Raw genomic sequence first — 12,016 nt, 5'->3', positions numbered from 1 at the left:
AACGCTGCCATAAATCCCCGCCGAAGGGCGGTGGCGCCGACGTCGGAGTGATGCTAAGTCAAGCACGAAGATCGCTGCACAATCAAATCGCCACGGGAGTCAGACGTCTCACGTTTTCCGGCTTCTACCTGTGAGAACAAGTTACCGACGGGTCACCGTGAGAGCCGGTTTCACATAACTCTCCGAGCGTCGGTCAACCCCACCATTGGGTGGCCAGCAGAAGCGCTGCCGCAGCGAGGACGGCGACAGATGCGAGCACCGCGGCGAGACCGTCACGGCGATCGGCGATCCGCTGGGCCACGACCACGACCACGGACGCGACGATGTGCGCGGTGATCGAGACTGCTCCCGGCCCCGGGAATCCCCTGCCGCCGCCCACATAGGCGGACCCGATCACGACGAGACACAAGATCACCACACCGGCCGCGACGGCGCCACTGAACGCGCGCGACGCCCTGACGACAAATGAGCTGCGACGTGGCTCGCGCGGGGGCACGGACCTCGGCGTCGTCGGGCCGTAGGGGTCGTCACGGTCAGCGTCGTAGCCGTGAGGGTCGTAGTGGTCGCGGTTGCCGTAGCGGTCCGAATCGCGTGCAGTCATGCCGAAATCACCTGTGTACCGGAGGCTTTCGAGGCGAGCTTGTCGAACTCGTCGGGGTCCGTGCCGAACTCGCCCAGCCGGATCGTCTTGTTCGTCCCGTGGTAATCGGAAGATCCGGTGACGACGAGCCCCAATTCGTCGGCCAGTCCCTGAAGAACCGCGACATCGGCCGACGAGTGGTCGGGATGATGCACCTCGAGCCCGTGTAGACCCTCACCGGCCAGCTCCCGGACGTGATCGAGCGACAGCAGCCGTCCCCGCGCCCGCGCCCGCCCGTGGGCGAGAACGCTCACCCCTCCGGCCTCGGCCACCAGTTGCACCGCCTCGTCCAAGGGGGTGTCGGATTTGTCGACGAAGTACCGGCCCCGCGGCGCCAGCAGGTCGACGAACGCCTCATTGACACTGCTCACCACTCCGGCCCGCATCAGCGCCCTCGCCAGATGTGGGCGACCCGCGGCGGGACCGGCTGCCGCCAGGACCTCGTCGGCGTCGATGGGCAGGCCGTCCTCCATCATCAGCTCGGCCATGGCCCGGATCCTGACGACCCGTTCGGTTCGCAACCGCTCACGTTCCCGCGCGAACGCGGCGTGCGCGGGATCGAAGAGGTAGGCCAGCAGGTGGACCGCGACGGGACGACCGTCCTCACCCCGGCCCGCGCAGGACATCTCCATGCCCCGGACCAGGGTCAACCCGGCAGGCATCGCCGCAACCGCCTCTGCCCACCCCGCCGTGGTGTCGTGATCGGTGATGGCCACGACGTCCAGACCCGCGGCACCGGCCGCGCGCACGAGGTCTGCCGGACTGTCGGTACCGTCCGAGGCCGTCGAGTGAGTGTGGAGATCGATGCGCACCTGCCCAGTGTGTCAGGTGCGCTCGGGAAGGGTCCGGGCGTGCGTGCGTCGAGCGGTGTCGTGTCGTCCGGTCGTCGGGGATTCAGGACTCCGGTGCTCACGTAGGATTGCGCGACACCAAGTCCTCGGTCTCGACGCTGAAGGGAGTGCTCGCGCCCATGCCCTCACTTCCGGCACAAGGCCGCGACAAGTCCGCGGGTCCCCGGATCCGCATCCCCACCGCCCGCGCCGTGGTGGATTGCGGCGTGTATGTGGACGGCATCCGTCTGCCCGGTAAGTACACCCATCAGGCTGCCCTCGCCGAGGTCCGGCGGCGTGGCCGGGGATTCGTGTGGGTCGGACTCCTCGCACCCGACGAGGGTCAGATGGAGAGCGTGGCCGAGACGTTCGGCCTGCACGAACTGATGGTCGAGGACGCTGTCCACGCGCACCAGCGGCCCAAACTCGAACGCTACGACGACATCCTGTTCCTGGTGCTGCGGACCGTCAACTATGTGCCACACGATTCGGTGGCGACCGCCAGTGAGATCGTGGAGACCGGCGAGATCATGGCCTTCGTGGGCGCCGACTACGTCGTGACCGTGCGGCACGGCGATCATTCCGGGCTCGCGAACGTCCGGCGCTCGCTCGAGGAGAATCAGGAGCGGCTCGCGCTCGGTCCCTATGCAGTCCTCCACGCGGTGGCCGACCACGTCGTCGATACGTACCTCGAGGTCACCCAGGCCATCGAACACGACGTCGACGGCATGGAGGAGGCGGTGTTCAGCCCGCGGAACACCGTCGCGGTCGAGCACATCTACCTGCTCAAGAGGGAGATCGTCGAACTCCGCAAGTCGGTGAACCCGCTGTCGAACCCACTGCTGCGGTTGACGCAGTCGCCCGGCAATCCGGTGCCGAAGGAAGTGCGGCGGTACTTTCGCGACGTGCTCGACCACCACACCACCGTCGCGGAGCGGATCGCCGAGTACGACGAGGTGCTCAGCTCACTCGTCGACGCGGCTCTCGCCAAGATCGCCGTCCAGCAGAACACCGACATGCGCAAGATTTCGGCATGGGTGGCCATCGCCGCCGTGCCCACGATGATCGCAGGAATCTATGGCATGAATTTCGACAACATGCCCGAATTACATTGGCAATACGGGTATCACCTCGTGGTGGCCTTCATTGTGTCGGTCACGGTGGGGCTGTTCGTCACTTTCCGCCGAAACAACTGGCTCTAGAGGGACGCCGCGCCGCGGTTCGGGTCGCGCACGTCGATGCCCGCCTCGGTCCACGCTTCCCGTAATGCCTCGGCGCCGCGCAGTCGCACCCACGCTGCCTCGGTTCCGGTGAGGGGCACGGCGGCGAGGAACTGCACCGCGTCGGCGGGTTCGGGAAGGGCGAGGTCCGGAATCGAGGACTTGCCCAGGAGCACCGCCGTGAACGGCGTGTCCTTCCACAACGGCTCGCCGAGGTCGAGGAGCGCGTCCTCGACGAGGACCACCCCCTCCACCGACGGCGCGGCCGCCAGCACCGCGAGGGTGCGCGCGACACCCGAGCTCACCCCGGCTCCCCCGCGCAGCGTCAGCACGAGTTCCGCGCGCGGACCCCGCATCGGGTCGGCCACCAATTCCCCGGGATCACCCATCGGGTGCCGGGAGCAACCCAGAGTCACGTACCGGACGAGGTCGTCTTCGGCGGGCGGGAACCGCAGCACGTCGAGAGGCTCGACCCCCAGAAACGTCACCGAGGCGGCGGTCGGCTCGGGCCCCCCGATCTGTTCGAGCAGGTGCGCACGAACGGCTGCCACAACGCTGTCAGTCACCCCGCCATCAAACCACCGCCCGCGCTCACTCGTCCCCCGGCCTCTCGAGCCGGTAGCGTCGGGCCATGGTCTCGGTACTCGCGGTCTCCGACGAGACGATCGAGTCGTTGTGGACCCCGCAGGGGCGCACCATGAAGGTCGACCTCGTCCTCGGTGCCGGTGATCTGCCCTTCGACTATCTCGAGTATCTGATGGACGCACTCGATGCACCGTGCGTGTTCGTGCCCGGCAACCACGACCCCGACCTTTCCGGCTATTCCGCGGGCCGTGTCGGATGGATGCGTTCCGGTATGCCGTCGACGTGGCCCGGCCCGTGCGGCGCCGTCAACGCCGACGGACGGATCGTCCGCATCGCCGGACTGCGGATCGCCGGCCTGGGCGGATCGATCCGGTACAACGACGGCCCCAATCAGTGGACCGAACGGCAGCAGCGCCGGCGTGCCCGCAACTTGGCCATGACGAGTGCGTGGCATGCGCGCCGATCCGGAGTAGCCGGTGTCGACGTGCTCCTCACGCACAGCCCGCCGCGCGGAGTCGGTGATCTCGAGGACCCGCCGCACCGCGGTTTCGAGTGTTTCGAGCAGCTGGCCGCACGGTTGCAGGCTCGGACACTCGTTCACGGCCACGTGCACCCGTACGGGACGACGCCCGTGGACAGAGTGCTCGGCTCCACGACGGTGATCAACACGGTCGGGTTCACTCTCATGGAGATGTCTTCGGGTACCGAACCGACGATCGTGAGGCGACGGCATGGCACGTGACACCGGTTTCCCCTCCGCCGACGCGGAGAACGACTTCACCCGTCAGCGCCGCCGCGCCGAGCTCTCCCGGCTGGTCAACTGGTTACGCAGGGAACCGGACGACGTCAACGAGATCCTGCCGTTCGACGAAGTGGTGGCCGCGCTCGGGAGGATCGGCGAACGGTCACTGGGGTTGCAGGTGATCCCCGTCAACTCGATCGTCGGGAGCGTCGACCGCACCAGTGATTTCGACCGGTACTTCCGTCCTACGTCCGCCCGGATACGCGAACGCTGGCAGCGGCTCGCCGCAGCGCAGCGCCGCGGCGAGTCGGTTCCGCCGATCCAGGTGTACAGAATCGGGTCGATGCACTTCGTCAGCGACGGCCACCACCGCGTGTCCATCGCCTACGCGATGCACTGGAGCACCATCGACGCGTACGTGACGGAGATCCTGACCCGGATCTCGCCGGACGGCATCACGCAGCGTGGCGATCTGCTGATCAAGGACCATCGGCGGCTGTTCCTGAGCCGGGTGCCCCTCACGGGCGCCCAGCGCAAGGCGGTGACGGTCACCGATCCGTGGGAGTACGCGGAGATCAGCGAGTGCGTCGAAGCTTGGGGGTTCCGTCTCATGCAGGAGATGGGCGAGTTCGTGGGTCGCGACACCGTGGCGCGTCGGTGGTTCGGCGAGGAATTCCTCCCGGTCGTGCGCATGGTCCGGGCCGCCGACATGCTGCCCGATCACACCGATGCCGAAGCCTACCTGTGGGTGGCTCGCGAACGATATCGCCTGGTGCGCCAACATGTCTGGAACGACGAGATCATCGCCGAACTGAGCCAGCGGGCGCCCCGCAAGCACCGGTCTACGAGTCCGTGAACCGCACCTCCCGAGTGACGGCCTCCGGGTGTGCGAACTTCAGCAATCGGCGACCCTCCGCTTCGATGGCCGGCCGATGAGACTTGGCGATCGTGGTCAACGGCTCCACCTCGAGGATCACCGCGTCCTTCCCCACGGTGGTGGTCGTGAAGCCCGCGACCCTGCCGCCCACCAGCACAGCAGGTTTGATGATCCCGTTCTGAGTGAAGACCCGCTTCCGCACCTCGTCGTCGAGAATCCGTCTGCGATCCGCATGGGAAAGAAGCACATTGTCGAAGGGCGCGAGGATGCGCACCGGCGCAGGCACCCCAGCCTCCGGCCGCGGCGCGTCCGGAAGGTCGAAAAGTTCCGTTCCCGATTCCGCGGTGAACACCCGCAACTGCGGGCGCAGCTCGTCCAGTATCTCGCCGAGCCGGGTCAAGCCTGACCACGCCTGTGCATCCAGGGCACTCGCCGGGCCGAACGCGGCGAGGTATCGCAGGACCATCGTCCGTAGTGACGGCGCCGGGTCGAGTGGTTGCCCCACCCACGACTCGAGTGTCGCCAGCGCAGGCTGTCCCGACCTGCCCCACAACCCCCGCGGTGGCACCTGGACCATCGGCACGAGCCCGCGCACCCCGTGCGCGAGGGCCGCGCCGTCGCGTCCGGGAAATCGCTCCTCGAGCAACGGCCGCATCTGCAGTTGCGTGCGCGGCCGATCCCGGACGAGGTCGCGGCCCGCAGCAGCGAGAGCGGCGACATCGATCCCGTCGAGGTGTGCGCGGTACTGCGTGTTGGTGCGCAGATCCCGATCGAGGAGCGGCTGGACCAGCGGGCGGAATGTCAGGGCGTCGGCCGCCGACAACGCGAACACGGTTCCACGCATGGCGACGATGCGCACCACTTCGCGTCGCTCGATGAGCTCGGAGAGGGCATCGGGCCGGAATTTCTCGATGCGTGCCCAGAGGGCGAAATACGGCGGCATCGGGGCCTGGGCCTGCAGCCCGCACAAGTGCTCGATCATCTCGAGAGCCGGCGTTCCTGTTCGGCGTAGCAGTCCCTGGCGGGCCAGCGTGGCCCGTCCCAGCGCCCGATCCGACATGCGTTCGGAACCCACCGCGTCGACCCCCTTTGTTAGTTAGCCCCAGCACCGTGTTTATCTGTCAGTGTCGACAGGACGACGCACGGAGGACCACATGAGCGCAGAACCCGGACCCACGCCGAGGATGCTGCTGCCGGTCATGTGCTTCATCGTCATGATTCTGGCGGTTCTCCAGACCCTGGTGGTACCGATCGTCGGCACGATCGGCGCCCAACTCGAGGTCGGGCCCACCGCCGTCGGGTGGCTCCTCACCGCCAACCTGCTCGCAGCGGCCACCGCGACGCCCCTACTCGGCCGGCTCGCCGATCTTCGCGGCACACGTCCGGTGCTGCTCGGTGTGCTCGTGATCGTGCTGCTGGGCTCGTTGCTCGGTGCGGTCGCCACGTCGATCGGTGTGCTCATCGTTGCCCGAGTGCTGCAAGGCGTCTCGTTCGCACTGTTCCCCATCGGAATTGCAGTCCTGCGCGACGAGCTGCCCCCCGAGAAGCTGACCGGGGCGATGGGCATTCTCTCGGGAACTCTGGGTTTCGGCGGATGTTTCGGGATCGTCCTCACCGGGGTGCTCGTCGCCGACGGCGCCGACTTCCACCGGATCTTCTGGCTCTCCTCTGCGATCACGCTTGCGGGTCTCGTCCTGGCGTGGTTCGCGATTCCCCGGCGCGCGCGGACGGGATCGGGATCCATGGACTGGATCGGTGCGGTGGGTCTCGCCGCCGGGCTCGTCCTCGTCCTTCTCCCGTTGTCCGAGGGAAGCACCTGGGGATGGGGTTCGCCCGCCACCATCATCAGCGGTGCTGCCGGACTGCTCGTCCTGACCGGGTGGTTCCTGTACGAGCGCAGAATCGCCCATCCACTGGTGGCACCCCGGTTGCTCACCGATCCGCCGGTCCTCGTCACACACCTGTCCGCCCTCGTGGTGGGAATGTCGATGTTCGTGATGTTCCTGGGCAGTTCGTACTTCGTGCAGACTTCTCGTTCGGTCGCCGGGTACGGCTTCGGCGCCACCGTGCTCGAGGCCAGCACCGTGTACCTGTTACCCGGCGCGGTCAGCGGAGTCCTCGCCTCGATCCTCAGTGGCACGATGATCCGCCACGTCGGCGCGCGTGTCGTGCTCATCGGCGCCAGCGTGGTCGGCGTCGCAGGCTTCATCCTTTTCATCGTCGCCCACGACCACACCTGGCAGGTGATCACCGCCATCCTGCTGATCAACACCTACATCAGCCTTGCCTACGCCGCACTGCCCTCGCTGTTGGTCGCCGAGGTCCCGCAGGACGAGACCGGCGTGGCCAACAGCATCAACTCGATCGCGCGGTCCGTGGGCAGCTCGTTCGCCAGCGCCCTCATCGCGACCCTGCTGGCCGAAATCACTCTCTCCGGCACCGACCTCGCGGCCGAATCCGCCTACCTCATCGCGTTCGCCACCGGCGCCGTTGCCGCCGCTCTCGCCGGGCTGCTGCCCTTCTTCGGTATCACCCGCGTGATCCGCACACCCTCCGACGCGGAAGAGGACGAGATCCATGCCACCGCGCTCGCCGCCGAATGGGGCACCGTGGGCGGCCTCGGTGGCGCGAACACGAGCTCCGGCGAACGGCAGATGACATCGTGAGTTCGCCTTGTCCCCTCGGTCAGCGAGTGATATTGGCCCCGGAGTCCTGATCGAACACCGCGACTTTCGCGGGGTCGAACCACAACTCCACCGGGCTGCCCTGCGCCGCAGACGACTCGGTCGACAACCGGGCCACCAGATGTCCCCCACCCGCGACCTCGGTGCCCGAATCGGCAGCGAGCTCCTCGAGTTCCCGCGAACTCACCTGTGGTCCTTCGGCGGAGAAGTAGACATACTTGTCCGAGCCCATCGACTCGAGCACCTCGACCTGAGCGGTGAACGTGGCACCAGCGGCTTTTTGATCCGCGTCGATCAACCCGGCGTCCTCGAAGTGCTCCGGGCGGATACCGACCACGACGTCCTTCGACGCCCCGGAGGAGGTGACCTTCTCACGCGAGCGCGGAGGCAGCGCGAAGTTCCCGAGGGGAGTCGAAATACCTTCCGCTGTCAGCTGTCCGGGGAAGAAGTTCATCGACGGCGATCCGATGAACCCGGCAACGAACAGATTGTTGGGATGGTCGTACAACTCCTGCGGTGCCCCGATCTGCTGGACGAGTCCCCCGCGCAGCACCACCACGCGGTCGCCGAGAGTCATCGCCTCGGTCTGATCGTGGGTCACATACACCGTGGTCGTTCCCAGACGTTGCTGGAGACGGGAAATCTCGGTGCGCATCTGCACGCGGAGCTTGGCGTCGAGGTTGGACAGCGGCTCATCCATCAAGAACGCTTTGGGACTGCGGACGATTGCCCGCCCCATCGCGACCCGCTGTCGCTGTCCGCCCGACAGATTGGACGGCTTGCGGTCGAGGTGCTGGGTGAGATCGAGGATCTTCGCGGCATCGTCCACCTTGGCCGCGATCTCCGACTTCGACATCTTCGCCAGCGTCAACGGGAACGCAATGTTCTGGCGCACCGTCATGTGCGGATACAACGCATACGACTGGAACACCATGGCGATGTCCCGGTCCTTCGGCGCCTTCTCGTTCACCCTCTCGCCGGCAATGCGCAGCTCACCGGACGAAATGTCCTCGAGGCCCGCGATCATGTTGAGAGTCGTCGATTTACCGCAACCCGACGGACCGACCAGAATGATGAATTCGCCGTCGGCGATCGTAATGTCGACGTCGCTCACCGCCCGCGCACCGTCCGGGTAGAGCTTGGTTACCTTGTCCAGCACAATCTCGGCCACAGGTTTATCCCTTCACTGCGCCGGACGTCAGACCGGCCACGATGCGTCGTTGGAAGAAGAGCACGAAGACGATGATCGGAATGGTGATCACCATCGCGGCGGCGGCGATCGACCCCGTCGGCTCTTCGAACTGCGAAGCGCCGGTGAAGTTGGCAATCGCCGCCGGTGCGGTGATCGAGCGCTCCGTGGAGGTCAGCGAAATCGCGAACAACAGGTCGTTCCAACAGAAGATGAACACGAGGATGGCCGCGGTGACGATACCGGGCGCCGCAAGCGGTGCGACCACTTTCCGGAACGCCTGCGCCGGTGTGGCGCCGTCCATCTTGGCCGCCTTCTCCAGCTCCCAGGGGATCTCCTTGAAGAAGGCCGACAACGTGTAGATCGCCAAGGGAAGCGCGAACGTGATGTACGGCAGGATCAAACCGGCCCAGGTGTCGAACAATCCGAGTCGGCGCTCGATGTCGAACAGCGGGCTCACGAGGGAGATCTGCGGGAACATCGCGATCAACAGCGCCACACCCACCAGGAGCTTCTTGCCCGGAAAGTCGAGCCGGGCAATCGCGTAGGCAGCCATCGTCCCGATTACCACCGCGATCACCGTGGCGATCAGCCCGATGCCGATGGAGTTGATCAGCGCGCTGGTGAACGCGTCGGTCGAGAAGATTCCGCGGTAGTTGTCGAGCGTCCACTTCTCCGGAATGAGCTTCCCGTCCTTGATGGTGCCCGCGGGCTTGAACGACAAGCTGGCTATCCAGAGCACAGGAACGAGCGCATACAGCAGGACCAGCAAGTTGACCGCCGACCAGCTCAGCCTGCGTTGCCTTGTTTCGACCATGGTTATCGCTTTCCTTCCGTGTCGGACCCGGGAGCCGAGGCACCGAAGAGCTTGATGAAGACGAATGCGAGGAGGGCCACGCAGAGAAAGATGAGAACGCTGATGGCCGAACCGATTCCGAGATTGAAGGCCTTGAACAGGTTGTCGTAGCCGAGGATCGACAGAGAGCCGGTGTCGTTGGCGCCCTTGGTGAGCACATAGATATTGTCGAAGATCCGGAACGCGTCGAGGGTGCGGAACAACAACGCCACCAGGATGGCCGGTTTCATGAGCGGGAGAATGATGCGCACCAGCCGGGTCCAGGCCCCGGCGCCGTCGACCTGTGCCGCCTTGAGCAGATCGTCGGGTACCAGAGCGAGACCGGCCAGCAGCAGCAGGGCCATGAACGGCGTGGTCTTCCAGACCTCGGCGAGGACGATGATCGCGAGCGACGGAATCTGCTGCGTGAGGGGGGCACTGCCGTCGGGTAACAGATTCGCGAGGTACCCGGTTCCCGGCGTCCACGCGTAGTACCAGCTGTAGGCAGCGGCCACGGTGACGATGCCGTAGGGAATGAGCACCACTGTCCGCACGAGCCCCTTGCCCACGATCGTGCGGTGCATGACCAGGGCGAGGATCAGACCCAGCACGAATTCGATCACCACCGACACGGCAGTGATGCCCACCGTGACCACGAACGCCTGCCACCAGTACGCGTCCGACAACACCGACACGTAATTCGCGAGGCCGACGAACTTACGCTCGTCGGGGAATCGGAGGTCGTAGCGCTGCAGGCTCAACCACACCGCGTAGACCACCGGATAGGCCGTCACGGCGATCATGAGAATCGCCGCCGGTGCCACCAGCCACAGTCCCAGCCGGCGCTCGGCCTTCTTCCCCTCGGACACCTGTCTCTTCGTCGGCGCTGCCGGCTTGTCGGTCCGGTCCACCGGCACGGCTTCGGTCGTCACGGAATCAGTCCTTCCGAGTTGACCGCCTTACGCACCTGCTCGGCGAGTTCGTCGACGGTACGCGGCGGATCGATGTCACCGACCGGGTTCAACGTGTCGGTGATCAGGGTCGAGATGCTCTGGTAGGCGGGTGAAACCGGACGCACTGCCGCCGTGTTCAGGCCGTCGCGCACCTGCTGCCAGGCGGGATACGCCTCCTGGAATGCCGGATCGTCGTACAGCCTCGCCAACGTGGGCGGGACACCACCGTTGACGGCGTTGTTGCGCTGGTTCTCCTCGTTACGCAGGCAGGACACCGCTTCGAACGCGAGGTCGGGGTGCCGGCTGGTCTTCGCGACCGCGATGTTGAATCCACCGATCGTGACCTCGGCCGGCCGGCCGGGAATCACCGCGGGGTACGGCGCGGCGAGGAAGTTCTGCTGCCCGTCGACCGTGAGCACCGTGTTGCCGGTATCGACGGAGGTGGTGTTGCCCTTGTCGTCGATGAACGGCAGGTCACCCTTCTCCGCGTTCTCGATCATGCCGGGAAGCACGAACGGCCAATTGACCTCGAAGGCCGCGCGTCCGCTTTCCATGCCGAGACGGGACGACGCCTCGTCGCCCTGCGAGATCGACGGGTCGGCGCCCTGTGCGGTGGCTACTCGCTTCATCACCTCGAGGGCTTTCAGCGCACCGTCACCGTCCGCGACGGTCACGGTGGTTCCGTCCTCGCCGACGACGGAACCGCCCGCGCTGGCCAGCAGGGTGTTGAACCACACCATCAAACCCTCGTACTGCTTGCCCTGCACCCCGATCCAGCTGGGCCGGCCCTCGCTCGCCAGCCTCTCGGAAATGTCGATCATCTGATCCCACGTCTGCGGCGGTTGCCCACCAGGCATGAGGTCCTTGCGGTACCAGAGCAACTGCGTGTTGGTGTTCAGCGGTGCGGCGTACAGCTGATCCTGCCACCGGGCCGACTCGAGGGGGCCTTCGAGCGTGCCCTCGGTGACCTCGGCCGCCACATCGTCGGGCAACGGCAATGCCCACCCCGCCTCGGCGAACTCGGCCGTCCACACGACGTCGAGCGTCATGATGTCGAGCGAGGTGTCGTTTCCGGTGAGGCGCCGGGCCAACTGCAGTCGCTGATCGTCTGCCCCCTTCGGAAGGGTGCGTTGCTCGATCGTGTATCGGCCACCGGCCGCGGCCGTGCAATTGGCTGCGGCCTCGGCATACTGTTCCGCACCGTCGGCCGCCGTGTAGAAGCTGAGCACGGTGCCGCTGTCCGGTGAAGCGCACGCCGCCAGCAGCGGAACCGTCAGGACGATGGCCGCGCCGATGAGACCCCATCTGACTGCGAGTCCGGGCCTGCCCGGACGACCGGATTCTGTCGATGTACGCCGCACAGCCGCCTCCTCGAGCGGTCCTCACGAACCCAGTCGCGGTACGGCTGGCACGCAGGCCCGCACAGTGGTTCCTGCCGGATCGTGCAGTCCCGCCAGGTCA

The 12,016-nt window shown here is 66.3% G+C and carries 12 protein-coding genes; 4 read left to right on the top strand and 8 right to left on the bottom strand.

Going from position 1 to position 12,016, the window contains the following annotated elements:
• Positions 1-193 precede the first annotated feature (193 nt).
• Both L1080_RS04745 and L1080_RS04740 read right to left on the bottom strand, forming a co-directional pair.
• The gene (locus L1080_RS04745; RefSeq protein ID WP_250768680.1) at positions 194-601 is read right to left on the bottom strand and encodes a hypothetical protein; all 408 of its coding nucleotides are present in this window, start codon (positions 599-601) and stop codon (positions 194-196) included.
• Positions 598-1,452, bottom strand: coding sequence for a PHP domain-containing protein (locus L1080_RS04740; RefSeq protein ID WP_159925443.1), 855 nt, complete (start codon positions 1,450-1,452; stop codon positions 598-600). Before L1080_RS04740 ends, L1080_RS04745 begins: the two co-directional genes overlap by 4 nt.
• A gap of 158 nt (positions 1,453-1,610) precedes the next feature.
• Here L1080_RS04740 and corA point away from each other — a divergent pair, with 158 nt between their 5' ends.
• Positions 1,611-2,672, top strand: coding sequence for a magnesium/cobalt transporter CorA (gene corA / locus L1080_RS04735; RefSeq protein ID WP_109335247.1), 1,062 nt, complete (start codon positions 1,611-1,613; stop codon positions 2,670-2,672).
• Here corA and L1080_RS04730 read toward each other — a convergent pair.
• A complete protein-coding gene (locus tag L1080_RS04730; RefSeq protein WP_201453445.1) occupies positions 2,669-3,256 on the bottom strand; it encodes a suppressor of fused domain protein in 588 nt (195 codons plus the stop codon). The genes corA and L1080_RS04730 overlap by 4 nt on opposite strands.
• A gap of 65 nt (positions 3,257-3,321) precedes the next feature.
• Here L1080_RS04730 and L1080_RS04725 point away from each other — a divergent pair, with 65 nt between their 5' ends.
• Entirely contained in the window at positions 3,322-4,017 is a 696-nt protein-coding gene (locus L1080_RS04725) for a metallophosphoesterase family protein (RefSeq protein ID WP_109331819.1), read from the top strand.
• Positions 4,007-4,873, top strand: a complete 867-nt coding sequence (locus tag L1080_RS04720; protein WP_159925441.1) for a chromosome partitioning protein ParB — start codon at positions 4,007-4,009, stop codon at positions 4,871-4,873. The genes L1080_RS04725 and L1080_RS04720 overlap by 11 nt, the downstream gene beginning before the upstream one ends.
• On the opposite strand, the gene L1080_RS04715 is transcribed toward L1080_RS04720, so the two are convergent.
• Positions 4,860-5,969 carry a winged helix DNA-binding domain-containing protein gene (locus tag L1080_RS04715; protein WP_374433221.1) on the bottom strand — a complete coding sequence of 370 codons (1,110 nt, stop codon included), beginning with the start codon at positions 5,967-5,969 and terminating at the stop codon, positions 4,860-4,862. The two genes, L1080_RS04720 and L1080_RS04715, sit on opposite strands and share 14 nt — an antisense overlap.
• A gap of 79 nt (positions 5,970-6,048) precedes the next feature.
• On the opposite strand from L1080_RS04715, the gene L1080_RS04710 reads away from it, so the two are divergent.
• Positions 6,049-7,560, top strand: coding sequence for an MFS transporter (locus L1080_RS04710; protein WP_250768677.1), 1,512 nt, complete (start codon positions 6,049-6,051; stop codon positions 7,558-7,560).
• Between the two features lie 19 nt (positions 7,561-7,579).
• On the opposite strand, the gene L1080_RS04705 is transcribed toward L1080_RS04710, so the two are convergent.
• The 4 genes from L1080_RS04705 to L1080_RS04690 are packed head-to-tail and all read right to left on the bottom strand — an operon-like array spanning position 7,580 to position 11,850.
• Positions 7,580-8,749: an ABC transporter ATP-binding protein gene (locus tag L1080_RS04705; RefSeq protein WP_159925435.1), complete on the bottom strand. Its 1,170-nt coding sequence runs from the start codon at positions 8,747-8,749 to the stop codon at positions 7,580-7,582.
• 4 nt (positions 8,750-8,753) lie between these two features.
• The gene (locus L1080_RS04700) at positions 8,754-9,584 is read right to left on the bottom strand and encodes a carbohydrate ABC transporter permease (RefSeq protein ID WP_159925433.1); all 831 of its coding nucleotides are present in this window, start codon (positions 9,582-9,584) and stop codon (positions 8,754-8,756) included.
• 2 nt (positions 9,585-9,586) lie between these two features.
• The gene (locus L1080_RS04695) at positions 9,587-10,534 is read right to left on the bottom strand and encodes a carbohydrate ABC transporter permease (protein ID WP_308202117.1); all 948 of its coding nucleotides are present in this window, start codon (positions 10,532-10,534) and stop codon (positions 9,587-9,589) included.
• On the bottom strand, positions 10,531-11,850 hold the full coding sequence (locus L1080_RS04690) for an ABC transporter substrate-binding protein (RefSeq protein ID WP_374433379.1): 1,320 nt from the start codon (positions 11,848-11,850) through the stop codon (positions 10,531-10,533). The genes L1080_RS04695 and L1080_RS04690 overlap by 4 nt, the downstream gene beginning before the upstream one ends.
• Between the last annotated feature and the right edge of the window lie 166 nt (positions 11,851-12,016).

The sequence above is a fragment of the Rhodococcus sp. MSC1_016 genome (assembly GCF_023667485.2).
GTDB classification, from domain to species: Bacteria; Actinomycetota; Actinomycetes; order Mycobacteriales; family Mycobacteriaceae; genus Rhodococcus_F; species Rhodococcus_F oxybenzonivorans.
Note: the sequence above shows the minus strand (reverse complement) of the source record. Positions and strands in the feature narration are given on the sequence as shown.

Excerpts from the sequence above, each read along its gene's own strand:
- L1080_RS04745 (WP_250768680.1), bottom strand. The coding sequence starts at position 601 with ATGACTGCACGCGATTCGGACCGCTACGGCAACCGCGACCACTACGAC.
- L1080_RS04710 (WP_250768677.1), top strand. The coding sequence starts at position 6,049 with ATGAGCGCAGAACCCGGACCCACGCCGAGGATGCTGCTGCCGGTCATG.
- L1080_RS04725 (WP_109331819.1), top strand. The coding sequence starts at position 3,322 with ATGGTCTCGGTACTCGCGGTCTCCGACGAGACGATCGAGTCGTTGTGG.
- L1080_RS04700 (WP_159925433.1), bottom strand. The coding sequence starts at position 9,584 with ATGGTCGAAACAAGGCAACGCAGGCTGAGCTGGTCGGCGGTCAACTTG.
- corA (WP_109335247.1), top strand. The coding sequence starts at position 1,611 with ATGCCCTCACTTCCGGCACAAGGCCGCGACAAGTCCGCGGGTCCCCGG.
- L1080_RS04720 (WP_159925441.1), top strand. The coding sequence starts at position 4,007 with ATGGCACGTGACACCGGTTTCCCCTCCGCCGACGCGGAGAACGACTTC.